At 61.2% G+C, this 25,243-nt stretch carries 21 protein-coding genes and 2 pseudogenes; 10 read left to right on the top strand and 13 right to left on the bottom strand.

Features of this window, described 5'->3' with window-relative positions; translation table 11 throughout:
- Nucleotides 1-15: 15 nt before the first annotated feature.
- From HB778_RS40495 to HB778_RS40485, 3 genes are all read right to left on the bottom strand, one after another.
- On the bottom strand, nucleotides 16-888 hold the full coding sequence (locus HB778_RS40495) for an isocitrate lyase/phosphoenolpyruvate mutase family protein (protein WP_183465695.1): 873 nt from the start codon (nucleotides 886-888) through the stop codon (nucleotides 16-18).
- Complete coding sequence (locus tag HB778_RS40490) at nucleotides 863-2,101, bottom strand: pyridoxal phosphate-dependent aminotransferase (protein ID WP_183465915.1); 1,239 nt, start codon at nucleotides 2,099-2,101, stop codon at nucleotides 863-865. Before HB778_RS40490 ends, HB778_RS40495 begins: the two co-directional genes overlap by 26 nt.
- A 122-nt stretch (nucleotides 2,102-2,223) precedes the next feature.
- Nucleotides 2,224-3,135, bottom strand: a complete 912-nt coding sequence (locus HB778_RS40485) for a LysR family transcriptional regulator (protein WP_183465694.1) — start codon at nucleotides 3,133-3,135, stop codon at nucleotides 2,224-2,226.
- A gap of 165 nt (nucleotides 3,136-3,300) precedes the next feature.
- Between HB778_RS40485 and HB778_RS40480 the strand changes: the two genes are divergently transcribed.
- From HB778_RS40480 to HB778_RS40455, 6 genes are all read left to right on the top strand, one after another.
- Nucleotides 3,301-4,476 carry an ABC transporter ATP-binding protein gene (locus tag HB778_RS40480; protein ID WP_183465693.1) on the top strand — a complete coding sequence of 392 codons (1,176 nt, stop codon included), beginning with the start codon at nucleotides 3,301-3,303 and terminating at the stop codon, nucleotides 4,474-4,476.
- Nucleotides 4,473-5,426 (top strand): carbohydrate ABC transporter permease, encoded by a 954-nt coding sequence (locus HB778_RS40475; protein WP_183465692.1) that lies wholly within the window; start codon nucleotides 4,473-4,475, stop codon nucleotides 5,424-5,426. Before HB778_RS40480 ends, HB778_RS40475 begins: the two co-directional genes overlap by 4 nt.
- Nucleotides 5,423-6,259, top strand: coding sequence for a carbohydrate ABC transporter permease (locus tag HB778_RS40470; RefSeq protein ID WP_183465691.1), 837 nt, complete (start codon nucleotides 5,423-5,425; stop codon nucleotides 6,257-6,259). Before HB778_RS40475 ends, HB778_RS40470 begins: the two co-directional genes overlap by 4 nt.
- 278 nt (nucleotides 6,260-6,537) lie before the next feature.
- On the top strand, nucleotides 6,538-7,170 hold the full coding sequence (locus HB778_RS40465; protein ID WP_244662154.1) for an HpcH/HpaI aldolase family protein: 633 nt from the start codon (nucleotides 6,538-6,540) through the stop codon (nucleotides 7,168-7,170).
- Between the two features lie 151 nt (nucleotides 7,171-7,321).
- On the top strand, nucleotides 7,322-8,527 hold the full coding sequence (locus tag HB778_RS40460; RefSeq protein ID WP_183465689.1) for an extracellular solute-binding protein: 1,206 nt from the start codon (nucleotides 7,322-7,324) through the stop codon (nucleotides 8,525-8,527).
- 333 nt (nucleotides 8,528-8,860) lie between these two features.
- Nucleotides 8,861-9,760: a hypothetical protein gene (locus HB778_RS40455; RefSeq protein ID WP_183465688.1), complete on the top strand. Its 900-nt coding sequence runs from the start codon at nucleotides 8,861-8,863 to the stop codon at nucleotides 9,758-9,760.
- Here the strand turns inward: HB778_RS40455 and HB778_RS40450 are convergent.
- The 8 genes and pseudogenes from HB778_RS40450 to HB778_RS42665 all read right to left on the bottom strand — a co-directional run.
- Entirely contained in the window at nucleotides 9,740-10,558 is an 819-nt protein-coding gene (locus HB778_RS40450) for a class I SAM-dependent methyltransferase (RefSeq protein WP_183465687.1), read from the bottom strand. The two genes, HB778_RS40455 and HB778_RS40450, sit on opposite strands and share 21 nt — an antisense overlap.
- Before the next feature lie 35 nt (nucleotides 10,559-10,593).
- A complete protein-coding gene (locus HB778_RS40445) occupies nucleotides 10,594-11,376 on the bottom strand; it encodes a class I SAM-dependent methyltransferase (RefSeq protein ID WP_183465686.1) in 783 nt (260 codons plus the stop codon).
- Between the two features lie 67 nt (nucleotides 11,377-11,443).
- Nucleotides 11,444-12,577 (bottom strand): PLP-dependent aminotransferase family protein, encoded by a 1,134-nt coding sequence (locus HB778_RS40440; protein WP_183465685.1) that lies wholly within the window; start codon nucleotides 12,575-12,577, stop codon nucleotides 11,444-11,446.
- On the bottom strand, nucleotides 12,577-13,185 hold the full coding sequence (locus HB778_RS40435; RefSeq protein ID WP_183465684.1) for a CDP-alcohol phosphatidyltransferase family protein: 609 nt from the start codon (nucleotides 13,183-13,185) through the stop codon (nucleotides 12,577-12,579). The genes HB778_RS40440 and HB778_RS40435 overlap by 1 nt, the downstream gene beginning before the upstream one ends.
- A 10-nt stretch (nucleotides 13,186-13,195) precedes the next feature.
- Complete coding sequence (locus HB778_RS40430) at nucleotides 13,196-14,023, bottom strand: phosphocholine cytidylyltransferase family protein (protein WP_244662153.1); 828 nt, start codon at nucleotides 14,021-14,023, stop codon at nucleotides 13,196-13,198.
- A complete protein-coding gene (locus HB778_RS40425) occupies nucleotides 14,020-15,207 on the bottom strand; it encodes a pyridoxal phosphate-dependent aminotransferase (RefSeq protein WP_183465683.1) in 1,188 nt (395 codons plus the stop codon). Before HB778_RS40425 ends, HB778_RS40430 begins: the two co-directional genes overlap by 4 nt.
- Before the next feature lie 72 nt (nucleotides 15,208-15,279).
- Nucleotides 15,280-16,356, bottom strand: a complete 1,077-nt coding sequence (gene aepX, locus HB778_RS40420) for a phosphoenolpyruvate mutase (RefSeq protein WP_244662152.1) — start codon at nucleotides 16,354-16,356, stop codon at nucleotides 15,280-15,282.
- A 378-nt stretch (nucleotides 16,357-16,734) separates the two neighbouring features.
- Nucleotides 16,735-17,287, bottom strand: a pseudogene (locus tag HB778_RS42665) (IS110 family transposase); the annotation flags it as partial.
- Nucleotides 17,288-17,883: 596 nt separating this feature from the next.
- Here HB778_RS42665 and HB778_RS42660 point away from each other — a divergent pair.
- The 4 genes and pseudogenes from HB778_RS42660 to HB778_RS40400 form a co-directional block, all read left to right on the top strand.
- The gene (locus HB778_RS42660; RefSeq protein WP_244662151.1) at nucleotides 17,884-18,075 is read left to right on the top strand and encodes a hypothetical protein; all 192 of its coding nucleotides are present in this window, start codon (nucleotides 17,884-17,886) and stop codon (nucleotides 18,073-18,075) included.
- A 1,154-nt stretch (nucleotides 18,076-19,229) separates the two neighbouring features.
- Nucleotides 19,230-19,526 carry a co-chaperone GroES gene (groES, locus tag HB778_RS40410; protein WP_123150803.1) on the top strand — a complete coding sequence of 99 codons (297 nt, stop codon included), beginning with the start codon at nucleotides 19,230-19,232 and terminating at the stop codon, nucleotides 19,524-19,526.
- Between the two features lie 64 nt (nucleotides 19,527-19,590).
- Nucleotides 19,591-21,246, top strand: coding sequence for a chaperonin GroEL (groL, locus tag HB778_RS40405; RefSeq protein WP_183465681.1), 1,656 nt, complete (start codon nucleotides 19,591-19,593; stop codon nucleotides 21,244-21,246).
- Between the two features lie 159 nt (nucleotides 21,247-21,405).
- Nucleotides 21,406-21,528, top strand: a pseudogene (locus HB778_RS40400) (sulfite exporter TauE/SafE family protein); the annotation flags it as partial.
- Nucleotides 21,529-21,911: 383 nt separating this feature from the next.
- Here HB778_RS40400 and HB778_RS40395 read toward each other — a convergent pair.
- Both HB778_RS40395 and ubiM read right to left on the bottom strand, forming a co-directional pair.
- The gene (locus HB778_RS40395) at nucleotides 21,912-23,819 is read right to left on the bottom strand and encodes a putative bifunctional diguanylate cyclase/phosphodiesterase (RefSeq protein ID WP_183465680.1); all 1,908 of its coding nucleotides are present in this window, start codon (nucleotides 23,817-23,819) and stop codon (nucleotides 21,912-21,914) included.
- 237 nt (nucleotides 23,820-24,056) lie between these two features.
- Nucleotides 24,057-25,238: a 5-demethoxyubiquinol-8 5-hydroxylase UbiM gene (ubiM, locus tag HB778_RS40390; RefSeq protein WP_183465679.1), complete on the bottom strand. Its 1,182-nt coding sequence runs from the start codon at nucleotides 25,236-25,238 to the stop codon at nucleotides 24,057-24,059.
- Nucleotides 25,239-25,243: the final 5 nt, after the last annotated feature.

The raw sequence follows: 25,243 nt of genomic DNA, 5'->3' as shown, positions 1-25,243 counted from the left end.
ATTTCTGTATATTGTTCAGCGCAGGAAGCACTTTTCGTCCCCCTTGACCTTGTCCATTTTCTGTAGCCGGAAGATCTCCTCGACCGAAACGATGTCCTTATGGACGTTCTGCACCCCGCCATCGGCAATGATCCGTCGGAAGGCATCCTGCATTGCGGTGGTTGCGGCGCGGATCCCGTAGTTGCCATAGACCGTCATTTGGATGTTGGCGAGCGCGCGGATCCGAGTCCCGTCGAGTTCCGGATAGGCGTTGGGCACGATCACAAGCGGGACGATGCCCTTCCAGGCGCGGGAAAAGCTTTCGATCTCTGCCGGGTCCTTTTTCTTAGAATGGATCAGGATCATATCGGCACCTGCCTCGACATAGGCCATGCCGCGCTTCAGGGCCTCCGCCTCGTCCAACCCGGCAATCAGGGCTTCCGTGCGGGCTATGACGAGGAAATCTGGGTCGCTGCGGGTGGAGACCGCAGCTTCGATCTTGCCCTGGAATTCCTCAATACGCAGAAGTTCTTGGCGCCCAGTGGCGGCAAGGCTGGTGACTTTGGGGAAAGTCTTGTCCTCGATCACGACGGCAGCCGTGCCCGCCTTTTCATATTCGCGGATGGCATGGATGACGTTCACGGCATTGCCGTAGCCCGTATCGATATCGGCGACGATCGGCAGCGAGGACTGACCGGCGATCGCCCGCAGCATGTCGAGATGCTGGGTCATGGTGATCAGGCTCATATCGGCAAGACCGTAAAGCGCCGAAAGCTCGAAGCCGGAAGCCCAGAGGCCATCGAAGCCGGCCTCTTCGGCCAAGATGGCCGACAGAGGACTGTGAGCGGCCATGATGTGAACAAGGCCGCGTTCGGCCATGCGGTCACGCAGTTGCTTTGCTTTGCTCATAGATACTCTCACTTTCTGACAGGGCTTCGCAGGCTGCAAGAATGCGGTCGCAGGCATGCTGGAGATCCTCGATCGACGCGGCGTAGGAAATGCGGATGTAGGGCGAGGCCATGAAGCCGCTGCCCGGCACAACGGCGACGCCGAAATGCTCCAGAAGATACATGGCGAAAGCCATGTCGGTCTCGATCACCTTGCCCTGAGGACTTGTCTTGCCGATCACACCGGCGCAATTGACGAATACATAGAAGGCGCCATCCGGGGTCCGGCATTTGAGGCCTTGGGCCTCGTTGATCTTCTCGACGACGAGATCGCGGCGCTTGCGGAAGCTGGAGACGAAATCGTCGATGTAGTCCTGGTTGCCACCGATCGCTTCGATCGCTGCATATTGCGAGATCGAGCTGGTGTGGGACGACGTCTGCCCCTGGATCGTATTCATCGCCTTGATCAGATCCTTCGGCCCGGCGCCGTAGCCGAGGCGCCATCCGGTCATGGCGCTGGACTTGGAAACGCCGTTGACGGTCAGCGTCCGGCCGATGAGGTCTGGCGCGGCTTCGGCCATCGTCGCGAAACGCACGCCATAAACGAGTTTTTCGTAGATATCGTCTGCGAGCACATGAACTTGAGGATGGCGGCGCAGAACGACGGCGAGCGCCGCAAGCTCGGCCTTGGAATAGACCGCACCGGTCGGATTGTTGGGTGAATTCAGCATCAGCCACTTGGTGCGCGGCGTCATCGCCGCCTCCAGATCTTGCGGCTTCAGCTTGAAGCCGAAACGTTCGTGGCAGGCGACGAGAACCAACTCGCCGCCGGCAAGCCGCACCATGTCCGGATAGGACACCCAGCAGGGTGTCGGGATGATGACCTCATCGCCCGGATCGAGACTGGCGAAGAGCGCATTGAAGACCACCTGTTTGGCGCCGCAGCCGACGGTGATCGCGTCGATGTCGTAGTCGAGGCTGTTGTCGTGCAGCAGCTTCTGACGGATTACCTCACGTAGCGGCTTTACGCCGGCGACAGGCGTGTAGCGTGTCTTGCCCTCACGAATGGCAGCTATTCCAGCTCTTTGCACCACGTCGGGCGTATCAAAATCCGGTTCGCCCTGGCTGAGCGCAATGACATCAATGCCCTTCTCGCGCAAAGCGGCGGCAGCGGCAGTCATAGCCTTGGTTTGAGAGGGACGGACGGCTTGTAGTCTTTTGGCGATGAGTGACATACCACTCTCCTCGAAATTTCGGGTTTGTCCCAAAACTAGCCAAGGTAACTGCAACTCGCCAATTGCGGCATCGCGTAAAGCGAGGATAATGATCGCATTTACCGATGCATCGGACGCGCGACCTATTTGGTTGGGACGTCTTCCTCCGTCATCTTCCGGCAAAGCCGCGTGAGCCAACGGCAGAAGGCGCGGGCAACATCCGGGTTGTCGCTGCTATCGATCGCATAGGCACGGTACTGCATGCCGCTTGGCGCGCGTGACCCGGCAAGCACTTCCAGAAGGCCCTGCCTGATCAGCTCCGCAACCACGATATGCGGCGTCACCAGCAGGCTCTGCCCGGTCGTTACCGCCGGCAGTGCGAGATAGTGGTGATCGTAACGGGCGCCTGAGGTGATATCGGATGTCTTCAGGTTCATTCCGCGCAGCCAGGTGGGCAGAATGTCGGGCCGGGACGTCACCGCAATAATCGGGGTGCTCCGCAAGGCCTTGAGGCCGCGGCCAGCTACACAATCCGGCGCCCCGACACAGACGAGTTGCTCGTCATAGACGTCCCAGCGGTCGGCCGGCTCGGTCAACATCAAATCTCGAGTCAACAGTACGTCGAAGCTGTCGGTCGAAGCGGGTGCAGATAAGGTGCTGATGACGTCGACCGTGACACCGCTCATTTCTTTCGAGAACTCGCGCAAGTTGGGGATGAGGACCGTATAGGCGAAGGTGGAAAGCGACGTTCGCACGACGAGACGATTGACGTCCTTCCTGTCGCTGCGACGCATCCGCTTTGCGGTGAAAAGGATCGTATCGAGCGGCTCGGCGACGGCATCGGCGAACAGTCGCCCGAAGTCCGTCAACTGGCTCTGTCGGCCGAACCGTTCGAGCAGCTTTGCCCCGAAATACTCCTCCAGCACTGCAAGATGGCGGCTGACGGAGCTCTGGGTAATGCCGAGTGTCTTCGATGCCCGCGTGACGCTGTTGTCTCGCGCGACCTGCACGAAGGCCCGCACCGCATTGAGTGAAAGATCCTTTTCCTCGGTCAAATTCGTCTCCCATGAACCGGATGGATACTCATCCAGAATCGCTTAACTTGCATCGCAATATTCGATGATTGTCACAACCATGTAACAAAGCCATTCGATGGTCAGCCCCAAATTGAACTCATCAAGGCGATGCTTTTGAACATTGCCGACTGAGCGAGGTAACCGATGTCGGCTATAACCATCGAAAAAATAGAAAAGACATTCGGCGCCACCCCCGTGCTGCGCGATGTCTCGCTGAAGATAGCCGATGGTGAGTTCCTGACGCTGCTCGGCCCGTCGGGCTGCGGGAAGTCGACGCTGCTGCGCATCCTCGCAGGCCTCGAGGTGCAAACCGGCGGTTCGATTTCGATTGGCGAGCGTGTTGTCGACGGCGTACGTCCGAAGCGGCGCGACGTGGCGATGGTGTTCCAGTCCTATGCGCTCTATCCGCATATGACAGTCGCTCAGAACATGGCCCTGCCCTTGCGTATGCGGCGGCTGTCGGCCTGGCAGAGGTTGTCGATGGTCGGCGGGTTGCTGCCGGGCACCAAGGCGGTATCTGCAGAGATTGAGCTGGAAGTGATGCGGACCGCGAAAGCACTTGGCATCGGCCATCTGCTTGCCCGCAAGCCTGGCCAGTTGTCGGGCGGCCAGCGCCAGCGTGTCGCCGTCGGCCGTGCCATGGTGCGCGAGCCGGCGGTCTTCCTGATGGATGAGCCGCTCTCCAATCTCGACGCCAAGCTCAGAGTGCAGATGCGCGCCGAGATCAAGGAATTGCATAACCGGCTCGGCGTCACCTTCGTCTATGTCACCCACGACCAGTCCGAGGCCATGACCATGTCGGACCGGGTGGCGGTCATGCTCGACGGCGAGTTGCTGCAGGTCGCCCCGCCGCAGGAAATCTATGACGATCCCGACGACCGGCGCGTCGCCGAGTTTATCGGCTCACCCAAGATCAACATGCTGGATGCGAGGCTGCGCGAACACGGACTGGCCGATACGGCCGGCACGAGCTTTTGTATTGCCGGCAATATCGGACCGGGTATAGCCCTGACCCTGGGTATCCGCCCCGAAGCGTTCCATCTCGTCGATGCCGGTGGCCCGAATGTCCTGACCGGCGCGGTCCGGCTGGTCGAGCACATGGGCTCCGATCTCTTCGTCCATCTTAACGTCCCGGGAACCGATCATCCGGTCATTGCCCGGCTCCTCGCCGAACGCGCACCGCAGATCGGCTCGGGCCAGACCCTGCATCTCGGCGTCAAGCCGGAGCGCCTGTTGCTCTTTTTCGCCGACGGACGCCGCCTGCGCGCCCATGACCATGCGGGCGCGACCGTGCTGCGGATGAAGGAGTGCGTGCAATGAGCATCGCTTCCACCGCAATCAAACCTGCCGGCTCTTCAGCAGACCGGCCCGGCACCCGCAAGGCGCTGCGCAATCACAAGCTCGCCGAAACACTTGCCGCATGGTCGCTGGCCGCGCCCGCACTGGTCCTGCTGGTCGCGTTGTTCTTCTTGCCGGTGCTTGCGGTTTTCGCGGTCGCACTCACCAACTGGCATTTTGGCGCGCGGACCTTATCCTTTGTCGGAGTCGACAATTTCGAGCAGGTCTTCGCCGATGACGGCTTTCGAGCATCCCTGATCAACACGCTCGTTTATGTGGCGACCGTGGTGCCCGGGACGATCATGTTCGGTCTGGGGATCGCGCTGCTTATCGAGAGCGGAAAGAGTCTCCGCGCATTCTATCGGGCGATCCACTTCGTGCCTTATATGGCGACGCTTGCGGCAATGGCGATTGCGTGGGAGGCGCTGCTTCATCCGACGATCGGCCTCGTCAATCAGTCGCTCGCGTCGCTCGGGCTGCCGACGTCGAACTGGCTGCGCGACGAGAACACTGTCCTGCCGGTGCTGGCTGTCATTGGCATCTGGCAAAACCTTGGTTTCGCGATGGTGCTATTTCTCGCGGGGCTGAAGGCGATCCCTCAGGACCTCTACGACGCGGCCGACATCGACGGCGCTGATCTCTGGCTCGATCGCCTGCGGACGGTGACGCTGCCGATGCTTGGCCCTGTCTCGATGTTCGTCTTCATCGTGGTGGCGCTGCGGGCGTTCGAGACGTTCGACACGGTCGAGGTCCTCACCCAGGGCGGTCCCGGCCACGCCTCGGAGATGCTGCTGTTCACCCTCTATCGCGAGAGCTTTGTCTATCTACGGACCGGCTATGGGGCTTCCGTCGCGGTCGTGTTCCTCATCATCGTCGTTGCGCTGACGCTGCTCCAGGCGCGCGTCATGGACAAGAGGGTTCATTACCAATGAGCATTCACGTGCCAATGCGCCCAGCCCTTTTCCTGCGCCATGCCGCATTGTTGATGACTAGCGCGATCATTCTCTTGCCGTTTATCTGGATGGTCAGCCTGTCGATCAAGCCGCCCGGCGAGATGTTCGGGGACCATTTCTCGTTCCTGCCGACCCAATTCTATGGGGTCGAAAACTATACGCAGGCGCTGACCCGCGTGCCACTGCTGCGTTACATGTTGAACGGCGTCATCGTCTGCACAGCAATCCTGACCCTTCAGATCCTGGTGTGCGCGCCGATGGCCTACGTCCTCGCGAAGATGCGCTTCCCCGGCCGCGAGCTGATCTTTGCCCTCGTGCTGATTGCGCTCCTCCTGCCCCATGAGGTTCTGGCGCTGCCGCTTTTCATCTTCGCATCGAAGGTGGGCATCCTGAACAGCTACGCCGCCCTCGTTCTTCCCTATATCGTCTCGCCGTTCGGCATCTTCCTGTTCCGCCAGTTCTTCAAAGCGATCCCGGACGACGTCGTCCACGCCGCGCGATTGGACGGCCTGTCGGAGTTCGCGATCATCTGGAAGATCATGGTGCCGATGACGATGCCGGCGGTCGTTGCGTTCAGCATCTTCTCGGTGGTCGGACATTGGAACAGTCTCTTCTGGCCGCTCATCGCAGTGAATGACGACAGCCTGCTGCCACCGCCTGTCGGGATCATCGCTTTCAAGAATCAGGACGTGGGGGTCGACTATGGACCGCTGATGGCTGCTGCAACCATCGTCGTCCTGCCGCTGATCGTCGCGTTTCTATCCTCGCAGCGCCTGTTCATCGAAAGCATTACAAGAGGTGCCATCAAATAAAGGGCCGTCTTGCCGACAGTGACCGGGCGAAGAACTCGCATCATTAGCGGGCGATAACGCCACCAGCAGCACCATCCGTTTCTTATCGGGCGTCCGTCCTCGGGGTCCGCTCGATCCTTCATGCCTGCCGATGTTCAAAAACCATAAGGAGTTCAATCATGGCATCATTCTTCAAGCGAAATCTCTCCTATTCCCGTGCCCTTAAGGATAAACTGCGGACCGGCGACGTAGCGACGATGGTCCATTCTAGCCATTCGTCGCCCGGCCTGGTCGAGAAGTTGGCCGAATGCGGCTTCGATGCTGTGCTGATCGACTGCGAACATGGCGCGATCGGCCCGGAGCGGGCTGAGGAAATGGCGCGTGCCGCCAACCTGTCCGGCATCGTATCGATCCTGCGCCCGGAAGACCCGTCACCGTGGATGGTGACCAAATATCTGGAATGCGGCGTTGATGGTCTGATGATCCCACTTGTGCCCGACGCGACCGTTGCGAAAGCCATTGTCGATCGGTTCCGTTTCTCCGCTCCGTTCGATCATCAGGACCGCGTGCTGATCCTGATGATCGAAACGATCGAAGCCGTGCGGAATCTGGAAGAGATCATGGCAGTCGATGGTGTCGACGCCTATTTCGTCGCGCCCGGCGATCTGGCGCTGACAATCGGCGAAACCCCCATCACCTACCGCTGGCAAAAGGGTGATAAGCCGAAGGCCGTCGCCGACGCCGTAGATGGCGCGATCAACACCATCGTAGGCAGCGGTCGGGCGTGCGGGACCTTGGTCAACCATGACGACGTGGCCGAGTTCATGGGCAAGGGCGTTCGCCTGTTCTACGATCATGCAAATCATATGCTCGCCCATGGCGCCAGCGACTTCCATCGTCGCATCGAGAGCGCTCGGCGCGCGAGCAAATGACGCGGTTCGGCCGGATCGCGCGACCGGGGCCGTCGCTAGATCCGGCTGATAGCTGGCCCACCCAGTCGATATCAGATCAACTCCAAGCCTCTCGAAAGGTAGAGCGATGTTTTCTCGCCTCGCAACCACAGCAATATTGGGCTTTGCCCTTATGTCCGGCGCTGCTTCAGCCGCGCCTATCACGCTCCAGGTGGACGCGACCCCGTCCATCTTCGCCGAGATGTTCCAGAACCTGGTCAAGGCTTTCGAAGTCGAGAACCCGGATGTGAAGATCAATCTCGATCTCACGCAGCGCGATCAGACCGACGCGACCCAAAGCGTGCTTCGGAAGGGGCTTGTCGGCCAGCTTCCCGATATCTCGTTTCAGAGCTTCAACTATCTGAAGCTGCTTGACGATCAGGGCTATGTCGCGCCGGTCGGCGACTTCATCAAAAGCGATACGAGCTGGAGCACCGATTTCTCGCCGTCCGTCACTCAGGCAACCACGATCAACGGCAAGGTCCTGGGCCTGAGCGTCGCCTTTTCCTTCCCGGTCGTCTTCTACAACAAGGAGCTGGTTGCCGAGGCGCAGAACGGCGACGGCACGCTTCCCGGCACCTGGGATGGCATCTTGGGCGTCGCCAAGGCGATCCAGCAACAGCATCCGGACGTGCTCGGTGCTTACACGCGCTACAATTCGTTCGTCGGGCAGGGCTTTATCCTGAGCCAGGGCGCGGAAGTCGGCAATGCCGCCGGGACGGAGGTCGCGTTCGCCAACGACGCCGGTCGCCACGCCTTTGATCTGTTCCGCCAGTTTGGCGAAGCCGGTCAAGCAAAGGTCGACATGACGGACGAGCAGGCGCGTCAGGCATTCTCCGGCGGAAAGATCGCGATCCTCGTCGACTCCAGCAGCAGCCTGGAGAGCTTCCAGCGCGCGGCGCAGGGGCATTTCGAGATCGGGACGATCCGCTTCCCGTTCGCGAACGACAGCGGCAAGATTCCGACGGCGGGCATCGCAGTCCTTCTCCACGCCCGCGATGACGATCGCGCGAAGGCCGCGTGGCGCTTCATGCGCTTTGTCTCGAGCCCGAAGGCGCAAGTCATTGTCGGCAAGAGCACGGGCTATGTGCCGGCGAACAATGTGGCGGTGGAAACGGCCGACCTGCTCGGCCAATATTATAAGGACCGCCCGGCCATGTCGGCGGCGCTTGACTCGAGCGCCTATGCTGCCCCCTGGTACGCATTCAACGGCACGGGTGCGGCGCGTATCGACCAGTTGTTCCTGGACTCGGCACGCCAAGTGGTGACGCTTCGTCAGTCGCCGGCCGATGCGGTCGCCGATCTGCAGAACAAGATCCCGGGCATGGTGGGCGAGTAACCCTGTTCGTGCGCCGAACTAGCGCAGCATCTGGTCGAGCCGGCCTGGGAGATCGCGCCGGCTCGACCCATCCCAGCAATGGGCGTCCCACTGGAGATTTTATGTCCGATGCCTTCGATATCGGCGGCCGCGAAGTCCGGCCTGCGAGCGTCTGAATTCATTGTCGAGGGCGAAGGTGTTTCCGCGCTCGCCTATTTTCGCGAGGGCGCGGCGTCGTTGCCGCTAATTGTCGGCCTGCCTGGCGGGGGCCATCTCGCGCGGGTCTATTACGGCCATGATGGCGCCCGCTCGACGGACTTTCTCGATCATTGGCTTGAGGAACGCGGGTTCGGCTTGCTCGCGCTCTCCTATCCATCGGACCACCCTGTCTTCCCGCGGCCCGACGTGGCGCTGACGACGACGATGTGGGCTGCGGCCGCCGCGACCATCACTGCCGATATAATCGCCAAGCGCAGCCTGCCGCCCGACGTACTTCTCATGGGCTGGAGCATGGCGGGTCGCGCGAGCCGCGCGTTCACGCGCGCCGCTGAAAGCCATGGTCTTGCTGTCAGGGGTTTCATCTCGCTGGCCGCGACCCCGCCGCTGCCGCGGTTCGCGGACACGCCGCCTCAGGGCCAGCCTTTCACCGAGGACGGCCTTTGGAAGACCGACGGGCGGCTCGGCGACGCGCAGCCGCAGCACGAACTATACCTGAACGACATTCATTGGAGGAACGGCGGCAGGGAATATGACCTCATTGCCGCGGCGGACTATTTTGGGGCCTACACGACAAACACGCCGATCCTGCTGCGGGGCGAACCGGAGCAGGGCAGTGGTCTTTCCGGAAATAGTCTCGTGGAAACCATCACTGATCTGGGGTCGTTCGATTTCTCGGGCTATCCGATCACCGGGGCCATCATGCCGACGTCTCCCTTGGACGCGCGGCACGTGGTGACCGATCAGGCGACTTGGGCCTTCTTGAACAGCCAGAAGCTCTATTCCGTTTACGAAGCTCTGGCGCGAGCCGGTGCCAGCATCGGCAGCGACGACGTATGGAACAGCATCCTGGATGTGAAGTTCGCTATGGAGACCACGCTGTCCTGTTCGGTCGAAGGCGGCCATTTCTTCTTCATCGGTCGCGAAGGCGCCATGCAAACCGCTGCCCATATATCGCGCCTCTCGGCGGCATTGGACGCAATTCGATCGCGTCTCCAAGCCTTGGGCGGAGCATCCTCATCCCCGCCGCCGTGCTAACAGCACCTCCGCATTTCCGCGCTCGATGAAGCTGCCTGCCGGCGACATCGCGAGCAAATGCGAACGCATTCCCAATTCGAATTCGCTGCGTCGATCGCCGAGAACGCCCGGGCAAGCTTTGGACGTGGAAAGGATATATCCCATGAGCGAGTCGATATCCCAGCGATGCTCGTAGCTGAAATTCTGCCGCTGGACATTGCGGAAAGCGGAGCGCCGAAGAATAGCTTCGTTCGACTCCGCCAATGTCGGCCTGATGCCGTCCTTGCCTGCGGGGAAATGGCCGCCCCAGAAATCTTCGATGTAGCGGAGCTGCTCCGAGAACCAGTCACGCGGCTCGCAATTCGTCCGGACGCGCGAGATGATCGCGATAGCGCCTTGGTCGGAGACTTTCGCGCTCAGCTTCGCGAGCACCGTTTCCCGATCCATCCAATGGAACGCCCCGGCGATGGTAACTAACGAAAAGCTACCGAGCTCGGGCAGAAGCTCCTCGGAACGACCCGACAGAAATGTTATGTTGGCGGCGTCGTTTGCCTCCGCGAGCCGGCGGGCTTCCGCGATCATGCCGCTGTCTGGATCCACCGCGACGACGTGTCGTGCGAATTTCGAGAGCGGGACAGCGAACTGGCCGGTCCCGCATCCGAGGTCCAACAGGTCGTCGGCGGACGGGTCGACAAGATAATTGCCGGCCAGGAATTCGAACATCGTCGCTGGATAATAGGCCTGATATCGGGCAAAATAATAGGCTGCGCCTTCGAACAGGTCGTCGGGTGCGGGTGCCACTGACTGATGCTGCGTCATCGAGGGGTCTCCTTGTCAACAGCCGGGGAGCGAATTCAATTTCCATCGTCCGGCGGGGTCGCGCGGAACGTCCAGGCCCGGGTCCGCCAGCCTGTCCGCAGGACGTCTCGTGTCGAAGCGCGCGCGGCGATGGTCTGAAGAAGATCGCGCCATGCCTGCGGCCCGATCTGGCTGGGCACGTAATGTGCGCCTCGCCATGTCGCCATAAAGGTTTCGACGGACATCTCGTGCCAATCCGTCCGTTCACAGTAGAGATAGGGCCGAAAGTGCCCGGACTGCTCGACGGGCCGGATCGCCGCTTCGGTGTCGGTGAAGGTATGGCGGACCGCTGGGCATGCTTCTCGTATCAACTGGTCTATCTCGCGCTGAAAGGCATCCAACCGGATGTCGCGAGGATTCCAGAGGACGGTGAGAAACCCGCCCGGCTTGAGAATCCGACTGCATTCCTCGAGCGCTTTTATTGCATCGACGAACTGGAGAGCGTTGCCGATCAGGATCCAGCTTGCGGTGTTGTCCGGCAAGCCCGTGGCCTCGGCATATCCGTCGCGCCATTGAAATGCGCCATCGCGGTTCAGGCGACGCGCTTCCCGCCGCATCTCGGCCTCCGGCTCGATCGCGTAGCCGCCAAGACCAAGCGAAGCGAGGGTCGCGGTCAGATTGCCGGTTCCGGCGCATAGGTCGACGACGAAATCGGCGAATCCTTTGTCGGCAATCTCCAGCTTAAGCGTGTGGAGCAACGTTGGTGCATGCGCGGGGCGTTGCGCATAGTCCTGGGGCGTGGCGCTGAAGTTGCCCCAATCAACGGCGGTCGCTGTCACGGCGTCTCCTCCTCGAAGTCCAGCGGTCTTTGCTTGGCGCAAGCGCGAACGCGCATGATCGTCGGCTTCATCGCGCCGATCCTCGTGACCAGCCAAGGAAGGTCTTGGAAACGATCGACAAGCCTGTCTTCAGCTCGGCACCCGTGTCGGGTCCTGTCAGGGAAATGCGGACGGCATTCGGGATATCGGCATCGTCAACCGAGAACAGGTCGGCCGGCCGGATGAGGACTGCGCGCTGTTCAAGCGCCGTGGCAAACGCTTGCCTCGGCAGCTCCGCAGGCAATGGCATCCAGATGTGGAGGGCGCCGTCTTTGGTGACATAAGCTATGTCCGCGAGCACCTCGGCCGCGAGTTGATGTCGCTTCGCGATCTCTGCTGCCATCGCCATGGCAATTCCGGTTGCGGCTTCGCTCTCGATCCACTGCGCGACGATGAGCGCCGACAGCGAGTTGGGGAACCAGGAGGATAGTCTTCGGACCGGTTCCGTCACGCGGGCGGCGCTTAGCGCCGAAGGTGCCACGAGATAGGCCATTCGCAACCCCATCGCGAGGCATTTGGACACGCTCATGCAGTACCAGGTGATGTCGGGTGCGATCGCTGCGATCGGCGGCGGCGCATCGCGGTGGAGAAATCCAAGGACATCGTCTTCGATGATCGCCACGCCATGTCTGCGGCAGACGTCCACGATGGATTGCCGCCGGCCGATGCCCATGACGGCCGTGGTCGGATTGTGGACGGTGGGATTGCAGAACAGGATCCGCGGGCCGGGTAAATCCGCGAAGGCTTCTTCCAACGCTTCAGGAATCATCCCCTCTTCATCCAGGGCCACGCCCCGTAACCTGAGCCCTGCTCGGTTGCCGATTTGGCGCAGCACGGCATAGGTTAGCGATTCGGTGACGAGCGCGCCGCCGCTCGGCACAAGGGCTGAGAAGAGTAGGCTGAGCGCGCTCTGCGTGCCATTCGTTAGGACGATCTGGGCCGGATCAAGGTCGCGTCCGAGCCGGGTCGAGAGCCATCTCGCGCCAAGCTGCGCGTCCCGATCGAAGCCGCGAATGCGATTCCGGCGAATGAGTTCGCCGCACCCATCGGTCGCCGCAAGTCTGCGGAGCGCATCCGCCAAGGCGTCGTCAAGCGCCGAGGCGGATGCCGGTAGCGCAGTCGTCAAGTCGATGACACTCGCAGAGGAGCGCGCGTTGGCCATCACGCCATACCCACCCGAGCAAGCAGCGCCAGGGAAGTAGCTACGCAGAAGAGCGATACGAGGAGATATCCTATCCCCGCCGTCTTCGGTACTTGAAGCGGCGCGACCTGCAGACATGCGACCGCCAGCAGCGACGCGGCGAGCACGGTCGAGAAATAGGTGTCCGGGATGAATGGCCGGCACAGGAGGACAATTGCCGTCACCGGCACGGCATAGGTGGTGGGCAAGCCCGTCGACCTGCCGCCGGGCGACCCGTTCACATTGAAATAAGCCAGCCGTAGGGCGCTGGAGAGTACGAGGAGCGACGCGGTGGCGATGGTAGTCGGGGTCGCTTGGGCGATGCCGAGGATAGTGATCGCTGGAAAGATGCCCGCGCTGACAAGGTCCGCCAGCGAGTCGAGATTTTTTCCGATCTCGGCCGTTTCTGCCTGCCGTCCTTTCGTTCGCTTCGCGACGATGCCGTCCAAATGGTCGGCCAGCAGCGCCCAGAGCGCGATGGCGGCGCCGAGTTCAGGCACGCCGAGGATGTTTTGCCCCATCGCGATCATCGAGAGCACGATGCCGCCCGCTGTTATGGCATTAGCCGGATCGAGAAGGTGCCGGATCATAGGAAAGCCTTCACCTGATGACCTCAATGTGTCCGGCCGACGCAGACCGCAGTGCCGGCTTGGAGAACATACCCTCCGCGATGCGAAGGTCGTCGGCGGTATCGATCTCGTACCAGCGCAGATCGTCGCAGCGCGCGGCGGCCAAGGCGAGGCCGGCGTCGGCGATCAGCTGCGCGAGCATCTGCTCGGTATAGACGTTGGCGTGCCCGGCGTCGGCATAGGCATCGAGAGCGGGGACGATCTTGTCTCGCAGCGTTTGAGCTGAGAACCGCAAAAGGTTCATGGTCTTGAACACGGGCGGGCCGGGCCGGCGCAGATCGGCAGCGGTCTGCTTCATCCGCACCTCGTGGATCGCGCCGCCCTCGTCGATCACCACAGCGGACCCCTCCATCAATTCGGTGAAGGGCGCGACCGCGGCGACGTCCGGTGCTGGATGCCACGCGAGCCGTTCGATCGCGGCACGCTCGAAAAAGACGTCGCCCTCCAAAAGGAAGAGGTCGCCCGCGAGCAAGGCCTCGCGCGCCAGCCAGAGCGACCAAGCGCTCCCGGTCGTCGCGAAGACGGTCGACTCGACATAGCGGATTTGCAGCCCGCCGAACTGGCTGCCACAGGCATATTCGATCGCGTCCTTGCGATAGCCGACCACGATCGTCACCTCGCGGACGCCGAGCGCATCGAGATGGGCGAGCGCGTTGTGCAGGATCGCGACGCCGTTCACCTCGACCAGCGGCTTGGGCCGGTAGTCAGTAAAGGGCCGGAGTCGCGATCCATAGCCGGCGGCGAGGATGACGGCCTGCTGCGGAATGTTGGGCTTCGGCATCATGGTCTCCGGCATCATGCGATTACCAGCATCTGGACGAGGCGGTCCAGGCCGATCGCGAGCTGGTCGGGCGGCACGCCGTACGAGAGGCGGACGCCGAAGGGGTCGCCAAAGGCGCTGCCGGAGACCGCGGCGACGCCATGCTCGGCGAGAAGCCGGTGGGCGAAGCGATCGGCGATCATGGCATTGTGGACGGGATTGTCGCCCGCGACCTGATTGGAGAGATCGAGGTAGAAGTAGAACCCGCCCTGCGCCGCCGGGGCCGGCACCGACGCCAGGCTCGACAGGATGTCGAGGCCGCGTCGCCGCGCCGCGGTCAGTTGGGCCCGCAGCTGCGCTTCGTATGTTCCGTCATTGCGCTCGAGGTGGCTCAGCACCGCGTGCTGCGCGATGACGTTGGGATTCGACGTCGTGTGCGACTGCAGCGCCTTCACCGCACTGACCAGTTCCTTGGGCGCCGCCAGATAGCCGATCCGCCATCCAGTCAGGGCAAGAGTCTTCGAGAAGGCGTTGATGATGATAGTGCGCGGCCGCACCTCCGGCACCAGCGAGACGATCGGATGATGGATGTGCGGATCATGCGCGAATGCGCCATAGCACTCATCGAAGATCAGCCACAGATCCTTCGCGATGGACAGCTCCGCGAGAGCCTGGAGTGTCTCACGGTCATAGACGGATCCGGTGGGATTGTTCGGCGTGTTCACGACGATCGCGCGCGTCCGCGGCGTGATCACGCGCTCGATGTCGCTGGGCCGCGGCACATAGGCGCTATCGCGGGTGTCGACAAAAACGGGTATGCCGCCGGCGATCAGCAGCTGGGCGGGGAAGGTGGTCCAGTAGGGGACCGGGACGATGACTTCGTCGCCTGGGTTGACCAGTACCATGGCCGTGTTGAACAGCGCCTGCTTGGCGCCGGCCGTCACCGCGATCTCGTCGGCCTGCCAGACCTGGCTGGTTTCGAGAGAGATCTTCCGTGCCAGCGCCTCGCGCAACTCCATCAAGCCGATCGTGTCGGTGTAGCGGTTCAGACCTTGTTGAATGGCCTCGATCGCTCCGTCCCGGATCGTTGGTGCCAGATCGCTCCAGATTTCGCCGGCCGTGAGATCCACAATCTCCATCCCGGCATCGGCGGCAGCCTTCGCCGCGGCGCGGGCGGCCGCTGTGCCCGACGATTTGAACAAGTTTGTCCGTGACGCTAACATGCGCGTCTCCATCTTTTCGGCAAAACCGCTTACCGCGGCTGTCCCTGGCCATTTCTCTTCTGCCGCCGAGAGCTAGCCGTAGTTCATCAGTTCGAACAGCTCGTCGAGCGTCGCGACTTCACCTTCAATACGGCAATGCTCTCTTCCTGAATGATGCGGTCGCACACGTGACGTCCCCCCCTCCTGAGCTAATTGTCGATTGCTTAATTGGTCCGAGTCGCTCGGACGTCGCTCCGCTGTCCGCTTCGGCAGATACTGTTCTTCCGCCTGAGCCAATTCGTCGTAGCCCATCAAACTGAACAGTTCGTCGAGGCCCGCAACCTGGTCCTCGATCCCGGCGATGCTTTCTTCCGACCGAATGCGGCCGCAGGTGTCACGCATGCCAGCAATCGCCGCCCGCATCGAATGGTTGGCCCAGATGACGGTCGAAATGCCGGCATCACGATACACCGAAGCCGGGGTGTTGTAGTATTTGGTGGGGACGATGACGACTGGGAGCTTGTTGTTCCATTCCTTGGCGAAGGTCAGGATCTCGTCTGCGACGGCCTGACGGGAGTGGATGAGGATTGCGTCGGCGCCGGCCTCTGAATAAGCGTCGGCCCGGCATAGCGCCTCATCGAGACTGTGACCGGCGATCAGCGCCTCGATGCGCGCGACGACCACGAAATTTGGATCCGTCGTGTCTTTTACGGCCTTGAGCCGCCCTGAGAATTCATCAATGTCAGCGAGCGGATGCCGATCGCCGACGAAGGAGTTACTTTTCGGGAACCCCTTGTCTTCAAGGCAGACGCCGCTAGCGCCGCGTTGCTCAAGCTTCCGCGCGACCAGTCGAGCATTGTTGAAATTTCCGAAGCCGCTGTCACCGTCGACAAGAACAGGGATGTTCGTCGCATCGACCATGCGCTCGACGACGTCGACGACTTGCGTCCAACTCGCTTCGTTGGCGTCCCGATAGCCGAGCGCCGAGGCGATGGAAAGACCAGAGGCCCAGAGCCCTCGAAAGCCAGCGCGCTCGGCAATTGCTGCCGAAAGCCCATCATGCGCTTCCATCAAAAATGTCAGGTCGTTGGAAAGAATGAGCTCGCGAAGGGTCGTTGATGACGCCGTCACCGGCAAGACTTCCGCCCCGAATGAAATCGCCTTGCTCATTGTATGACCTCCTCCATAAACTCAGGTCCAATGAACTCGGTGAAACGGGACGATTACTCATTGTCGCCCTGACCTCGCCGCAGAAAGTCCTTTGGCCTACATATGCGCAATGGTCTGAGATCCGCTGGAAGCGGCTCTTGCCGGAGCGCACGTTACAGCTCAAGCAGCAAGAGCCATGCCAGCTAAAAAGCCGTTGTTATTGGAATAGGTTGGCTTTGCGCGGCTGGTTACCGTTGTTAGCGACAGTACAATTCTGTCGGGATCGCGACAGTGGACAAGCTATACCACGGTGCGAGGGCGGCAGGTCGCCCCCTAATAGTGATGTCCCGGCCACGCTAGAACGCGTCTGTTTAATCCGGTTCATATCCTGCGGCCTTGAAGGTGTTCGATCCGTTCCTCAAGCGCTCTCATGGTCTCAACCAGCATGCCGAGAACCAGCCGAGCCGCCGCCGGCAAAGCGCTTGCCGGATCCTCCACATGGTCGACGAGCTTCGCGACATGGGGCGGGCCCTGGGCAGCCACCAGCCCGTATTCAGCGAGATGACCGCGCAGGGCGTTGATCACCTGCGTGCGCTGCCGAACCAGCAGATCGCGGACACTGAACACGACCGCCGCTGGGCTGGGCTTCTTCGGTCTTGACCGCCACAAAGCGCATTGTCGGCCGTTGCGCCGCATCGCAGATCGCCTCTGCGTCGGCGGCATCGTCGGCGCTTGACGAACGGTTTCACATAGGCCGGCGGGATCAGGCGGACGGTATGCCCAATTTGCCGATCTCGCGCGCCCAATGGTGCGCGCCACCACACGCCTCCATGATGACCAGGCATGCCGGCTGCTTGGCAAAGAATTCCAGCACCTTATCGCGCCGCAGCTGCCTACGGAAAACAACTGCGCCATTTCCCAGAAAACCACTTGCGCAAAAGTGCTGCGTCAAGCCGCATGACCACCCCTCTTTGCAGACGCACACAACCCTGGAAGGAGGAAGCCGCGGGAGGACGAGCCCAGGCGTACTATGGCGAAGGTGCCTGCGTGTCGCCGATGAGGTCGCCCGCGGGACCGGTGTGGCCCATCATCCTCCTAGCGTGATTTGCAGCCAACCGGCCTGGGACCTGGCGGCCGTCTCTGGCTCTACGCCGCAAAATCGGGGCCGGGTCCGCCAGGTCTGCATCGAATGACGGAGGTCAGAGGTGGTCTCGGTGCTCGGCATTCATGATCCGACCGAGCGCCAGCGAGTGGTCGTCTGCGGCTCGAGGGCGGATCATGTCGCAGAACGAAATGTAGTGTCCCCCACGGTACTGGACCGGCCGACATCGAGGCCGAGGTCTCGGCATTCCTCGCGCGCCTGGGGCCGGAGCCCCCTGACATCCGGGCGATCCTGTCGAATGCACGCTGTTTCTCGCAAAAGGCAGCCGGCATCCTGGCTACTCCCCCGATTATCCCCGATTTAAATCAAATCCCGCTGTGGATATTGACGATTGCGCGACCCTCACCTCGTAGACGGCTAATGCGGGCGGCTACTGAGAGGGTCATATGACAAGCGATTTTTCCGCCGCCCGAGTGCATTTAGATCGAGCGTATCACTACCTTCGTGGCGATGACCCGATGAGCCGGAGGGGACGCGAAGCCTTGGACCTGTTAATTGAGGCGGTTGCCGCCGAAGAGTTCAAGCAACCACGCCAAAACGCGCAGGTGCTAACGTTTCCGATTGGGCGCCGCTTCTGAGGCGATCTCCATGGCCGCCACGATGAACCATGGTCAGCTAGATAATCCTCCCAGAACGCAAAGAAGCCCGCCCCGGCATGAGCCGAGACGGGCAATAGAAATGGGAGTCCCAAGCGCGTCCACGAAACAGCGCCGGCAGGTGAAATTCAGCAGAATGTCCATCCTGGCGCAACGTCACGTTCCCGAACCGAAAAAATTGATCGATGCCGTGAAAAACTCGATTGCGATCCCTGTCTTCCTGTCTGGAGGCGTAACGGCGGTCGGATGAATGGCGCTTGTATTGGCTCATTGACGAGAATTCTACAGATTGGCCTCCATCATGTTGGTGCCGGCACCGTTGGCGTGGTCAGCCGCACCAGTCGTCGCAGGCGTGGTGGCGGCCATGAGGAACTCGTCACAGGCTCCGCTCAGGCCGCGTAATCTCCCTACGTTCGAAGCGGAGCGCGGTCTTCAGGCGTGCGAAGAGCATCTCGACCTGCTTCGTTCGTTGCGCGACCGTCCGAACTCGGGCGGATCCGCTTTGACGGGCGTCTCGCGTGCCTCTTCGTGGACGCGCAACACGTCGCGCACCGGCGTCTTTGGATAGCAGCGGCGCTTGAGTTCACACCTCTGGCAGTCTCGTTGCTGGCCCGGGATCCGGTTTCCACCGCTGACACTGCGTGTGCGCGGGACCGCGAAGTTGCGACGATTCTGCCTTGCCGGCGGGAAAGATGAACTTGTTCTGGACCGCATCGAAGATGAAGTCCGCGCGGCTGAAGGTTACGTCATCACGCCGGCTCTTGTCCCACACCGGAATGTGCGGCGCGATGTTCTGACCGACGAGCCATCCGAGGAACTTGCCGGTGCCCTATCCGCGCGCTCTTCACCGAAAAAGCACACTGGGCGAACTGCCGTTCTGGCCCGTCCCCGATGTTTGAGCCGGTGGGACGAGCGACTGGCACCAAAGATGCGGAAGAGCTTTCTCCTTACGTAAAGGGGGCGGCATTTCCGCGCCGATTCCAAAATCTTTTGCTCTTCGCCCGTCCCCTCTTCGTCTTGACTAGTGCCAGCCGACGGCCTATCTCACCGCCATGTTAGCACTCACCTCTGGTGAGTGCTAACAACTCTCCGGCAACGGAGCACCGTTCAACATCCGAACCAGGGACATCCAAAAAATGGCAAAGTCGAATTTCCGGCCGCTTCATGACCGCGTGGTCGTTCGTCGCGTCGAGTCCGAAGCGAAGACCGCCGGCGGGATCATCATCCCCGATACGGCGAAGGAAAAGCCGCAGGAAGGCGAGATCATCGCCATTGGCTCCGGCGCCCGCGACGAAGCCGGCAAGCTCGTCCCGCTGGACGTCAAGGCGGGCGACCGCATCCTGTTCGGCAAGTGGTCGGGCACCGAAGTCAAGCTCAATGGCGAAGACCTTCTGATCATGAAGGAAGCCGACATCATGGGCATCATCGGCTGACACGCCGCCGCCTTTCATCCGCACCATCCAATCTGAATTCGGGCGAAATGCCCAGGAGTAAAAAATGGCTGTCAAAGACGTAAAATTCTCCCGTGATGCTCGCGAGCGCATGCTGCGCGGCATCAACATCCTCGCCGACGCGGTGAAGGTCACGCTCGGTCCCAAGGGCCGCAACGTCGTCATCGACAAGTCGTTCGGCGCGCCGCGCATCACCAAGGACGGCGTCACCGTCGCCAAGGAAATCGAACTTTCCGACAAGTTCGAGAACATGGGCGCGCAGATGATCCGCGAAGTCGCGTCCAAGACCAACGACATCGCCGGCGACGGCACCACGACCGCGACCGTTCTGGCGCAGTCGATCGTCCAGGAAGGCCACAAGGCGGTTGCCGCCGGCATGAACCCGATGGACCTGAAGCGCGGCATCGATCTGGCCGTGACCGAAGTCGTCGCTCACCTCGTCAAGAACGCCAAGAAGATCAAGACCTCGGAAGAAGTCGCCCAGGTCGGCACGATCGCCGGCAATGGCGATGCTTCGGTCGGCAAGATGATCGCGGAAGCGATGCAGAAGGTCGGCAACGAAGGCGTCATCACCGTCGAGGAAGCCAAGACCGCCGAGACCGAACTCGAAGTCGTCGAAGGCATGCAGTTCGACCGCGGCTACCAGTCGCCCTACTTCGTCACCAACGCCGACAAGATGGTTGCCGAGCTCGAAGACGTCTACATCCTCCTGCACGAGAAGAAGCTCTCCAACCTGCAGGCCATGCTGCCGGTTCTCGAAGCCGTCGTGCAGACCTCGAAGCCGCTGCTTATCATCTCGGAAGACGTCGAAGGCGAAGCGCTGGCCACGCTGGTCGTCAACAAGCTGCGTGGCGGCCTGAAGATCGCCGCCGTCAAGGCGCCGGGCTTCGGTGATCGCCGCAAGGCCATGCTGGAAGACATCGCCATCCTCACCGGTGGCCAGGTCATTTCCGAAGACCTCGGCATCAAGCTCGAGAATGTCGGCCTCAACATGCTCGGCCGCGCCAAGAAGGTGTCGATCTCCAAGGAGAACACCACCATCGTCGACGGCGCCGGCAAGAAGGCCGAGATCCAGGGCCGCGTTGCCCAGATCAAGCAGCAGATCGAGGAGACCACCTCGGACTACGACAAGGAGAAGCTGCAGGAACGTCTCGCCAAGCTGGCGGGCGGCGTTGCCGTCATCCGCGTCGGCGGTGCGACCGAGATCGAAGTCAAGGAAAAGAAGGACCGCGTCGATGACGCCCTCAACGCGACCCGCGCGGCCGTGGAAGAAGGCATCGTTGCTGGCGGCGGCGTCGCCCTGCTGCGCGCTTCGCTGGCCATCACCGTCACCGGCGCCAATGCCGATCAGACGGCCGGCATCGCCATCGTCCGTCGCGCCCTGCAGGCTCCGGCCCGCCAGATCGCCGCGAATGCAGGCGCAGAAGCTTCGATCGTGGCTGGCAAGATCCTCGACAACAAGGATGCAACCTTCGGCTACAACGCCCAGACCGGCGAATATGGCGACATGATCGCCATGGGCATCGTCGATCCAATGAAGGTTGTGCGCACCGCTCTCCAGGACGCGGCCTCGGTCGCCGGCCTGCTGGTCACCACCGAAGCCATGATTGCCGAAGCTCCGAAGAAGGACTCGGCTGGCGGCGGCATGCCGGGTGGTATGCCCGGCGGTGGCATGGGCGGCATGGGCGGTATGGATTTCTAATCCAGCCATTGCCTCGCATTCACGGAAAGGGCGGCAGCAATGCCGCCCTTTTTCTTTGGGCGAACCTTTTTGACCACAGGGGGGCGGCGTCCCTCTAGAATGCGGAGGGGCAGGCCCGATCACGGGCATCATACGGGGGCACTTTCATAGCGGACACCAATGACTGAATTCATTCTGTTCGCCATAGGCGGCTTTCCTGCCCAAGCGGTGGACGCCGCGCTCGGCATGGCTTACGGCGCGGTCTCGTCGACGGTGCTGCTTTCGTTCGGCGTTCCGCCAGCACCCTATCACGCCTGATCTGCGCGCATGGCGATCAGCCACAACTACAAGCCCATGCTCGACGAGACGGGATCACTTCTCCCCGATATCTCGTGCTCAATGCGCTCGGGGCGGCGGACGGCATGTCGGTCGGCACCATCGCGTGCATGCTGGCGCTGGAATCGAGCGCGGTGATACCTCTGGTCGGATGGAACAGGCTGGCCTGGTCATCCGCCAGCTCGGCTCCGCGACGAACGCCAGGTGCAGTTCACCTTTCCGTCGCCGGCCGGGCGCTGCTTGCCCAGTGCAACTCGGCTTGGCGACACGCTGATCGAGCTCTCGCGAATGAGCCTTGCTGAGTTCAAAGCCTCACCCGGCAGATACTGGTGTTGCGCGACGCGTGCCGGTCACAATTCCTTTGCGTGCTCTTTTACTGCCAAATCGATCGCCTGGTTCAGAGGCACCGCCTTGGAGAACAGGAAGCCCTGAGCGGTTCTGCAGCCAAGCTCGAGCAGAGTTTGCCGATCCGCCTCTGTTTCGACGCCCTCGGCCATGACGTCGATCCCGAGCGTCCTGCCAAGATCGATGACCGTTTTGACAAGCAGCCGATCCTCTCGGGACTTGGCCAAGCCGCGAATGAAGCCTTGGTCTATTTTCACCTTGCGTATCCGGCTGTCCTTGAGCGATGCCAAGGTGGAAAAGCCGGTGCCGAAGTCATCGAGCGCGATGGAAATGCCGGCATGTGAAAGCCGTCCGAGCTTTTCATCCACCCTGTCCGGGTCCACCGGGGATTCTTCAGTAATCTCGATTTCGAACATCGTTGCAGGGAGATCTTTTGCCGCCAGACCATCCAGAACCATGTCGTCGATATCGCCGGCTTCCAGTTCGCGCGGTGATACATTCATCGCCACACGAAGATCACGACAGTCAGCTTTCACCATGCCGTCGATAAGTGCACAACAGTCGGCGAAGACCGTTTGGGTCAGCAGCTGAAGCATTCCGGTTTGGCGTGCGGCTGTGACGATTTCGGGTGGAGAGATAGAACCATGAATCGGATGGGACCACCTTAGCAAGGCTTCAAAACCGACCACGGCCTCGGTGTCGAGTTTCACGATGGGCTGGAACCAGGGTGCCAAGCTTCTCGTCTTTACCGCTGAATGAAGGTCGCGTTCGATAGACTGGCGGCGTTGCAGTTCCCTGTCGAGGTCGGCATCGAACAGGCAAAACTCGTTCCTGCCACGACGCTTGGCTGTATAAAGGGCGATGTCCGCCCGCAACAACATTTCTGTCAGTCCCGGGCTCTCCGCCAAGTATATTCCTATCGATGCCCCGACCCGGACGGACGCGACCTCAGGATAGGGGCGGGCAATTTTGGCTATGATATTGGAGGCGAGATCACTGGCAGAAAGCGAATCCACCAGTGAGGGAAAAAACAGCACGAATTCATCGCCGCCGATTCGGGCGAGCGTTGAGCCTTCCGGTGCTTCCTGCTCTATCCGGCGGGCGATCCTGACAAGCAGATCATCACCGGTCCTGTGACCGTACGTATCGTTGACGGATTTGAACCCGTCTAGATCAATCAGCATTGCAACGAAGGGGCCGTCTGCAGTCTCGAACCGACCGATAGCGTGTTCGAGGCCACGCCTGTTGAGAAGGGCCGTCAGGTGGTCCTGCCTGGAATTGGCCTCCATTTCGGCCGCAAGCCGCTCGGCCTCATGCCTCAGGCGGCTCGCTTCGCGGAAGCGCGCTTGTCCAACAAACGCGGCTCGAACCAGGCCGCCCAGGAAGAGCAGAACGGCGAAAGAAAGAACGTACCCTTCAAAGTTGCCTTTCGCCAGCAAGCACCCCGCTGTGATGAGGAGCGGGGGTGTGATGAAGTTGGTCGCTGCCGCAGCGTATGAACTGCCGTATGTAACAGCACCAGCTGAGATGCCCGCCAGAATAATCAGATGCAGCGGTGCGTGAGGTGTCGTGTATCCAACCGTAAGGACGGCAAGAAAGGACCAGGCAAACCCTGCCAGAAGAGCAAGGATGCCAAACCAGCGAAGCCGCGGCGAAATCCCTGTCAGATCGTCCTGGTGTCCCGTTTGCTTTAGCTGATAACGGGCGAGTGCAAGGCGGCCGACATTTATCGCATTGATGACCAGGAACCAGATCGCGGCGCCAAAGCCGCCGCCAGAAAGGGCCTGCACCGTCAAAATAAGGCTTGAGAGGACGGTGCTGATCGGCATTGACACGAAGAGACCAGCCCTCAGGTCAGCAAGCTGATCCTGACGGATTTTGGCCTCCAGCGTGTCTTCTTTCTTCAGGTCCATGGACGGCTAGCTTGCTTCCCAGGCTTCTTCGCAGCGCAAGCCTATGCAAGCCCACTGAAGGACGGGTTAACTAATAAGCGTGGTAACTGGTGCGGCGGCTCGTATGCCTCCTCTTAACATTGCCGGCTGATCATTGAGGTCTTGCCCGCGCCGCGCGTGATCCGCATCATTCCGAGCATTCGCAACGACACATGGACGCAGCATTGCTGACGGCAGGAGTCGAGACTGTCTGTGATTTCATCGCCTAAGCATGGCCGAAATGCCATGGCGGACAAAGGGAAGATATTGGGCAAAGCGAAGCCCCGCATGTCTTGCAAGCCGTGCCGCCGGGTGCTCGCCTGAGTAGAGTCCGACGAGGATGTTCGTAGCATGATAGAGCGGTGCCGCCGACCGGCGCAGGCAGCTTTCGTATCTGTGGAGCATGTCGGGATCGGCAATGTCGCGCCGGTCGCGACATACTGTCAGGATTCTATGGGCGAGTTGCTTCTGGCCACTGAGGGCGATGTTAAAGCCATGCGCGGTCACCGGGTGCATGCCAATGGCGGCGTCGCCGATGAGTGCAGCGCTCGGTGCCCAGAACTTGTGCGCCCACGTCGTGACCAGCGGATAGCTATGGCGGGTGCTTGCCAAGGCCATTTCTCCGAGGCGCCCTCGACACCGGTTCGTCAATTCCATCAGGAACAAATCGTCGTCGAAAGCAAGCAGTCTATCGGCCTCGTTTAACGGCAAAGTGAGTAGCAGCGACGACACGCCTTCCATGAGCGGCAACATCGCTATCGTCTGATGGTGATCGAACCATTCGACTGCGATCTGCTGATGGACGCGCTCGTGCCTTACCCGGCAAATCAGCATCGCCTTGCCGAGCCGATTGATGTCGGCGCCGATGCCGAGCAGGTCGCGCGTGGCGGAAAAACGCGAGTCCGCTGCAACGAGAAGCCGAGCGGTCAATTGCCTGCCATCGGAGAGCGTTATGACTGCTCCTTTGTGGCTGTTTGTTGCACCGACGACCGAGTGGCCGCATATCAGCCGGGCATGATCCTGCGAGCGGATGATCTTGAACAGGGCATCGCGGATGCGACAATTTGGGACCAGAAATCCGAGTGGTTCCCCAGATCCTCTGGGAGGATCGAAACACAGCGCGAAAGGGCTCGATCCGTTGAGCACGCGCGCGCCTTGCAGTGGTGATTTGTGCGAAACGGGGATGGCATCCCAGGCGCCGAGCTCGCGAAGGATTCTGATTGAGGCGTAGGTCAGCGCGATCTCACGACCGTCGAAAGCTGGATTCGCCAGCCGTTCCAAGGACTGCTGTTCAACAACTGCCACCTTCAGTTCGCTCTGCCCCAGCGACGCGGCGAAGGAAAGTCCGACCGGCCCGCCTCCGACGATAACGATATCGAAACTCTCGTCGGAGCCGGCCATCAGCG

This window comes from Mesorhizobium huakuii (assembly GCF_014189455.1).
Taxonomy (GTDB): domain Bacteria; phylum Pseudomonadota; class Alphaproteobacteria; order Rhizobiales; family Rhizobiaceae; genus Mesorhizobium; species Mesorhizobium huakuii_A.
This window is presented reverse-complemented; position numbering and strand designations above follow the sequence as displayed.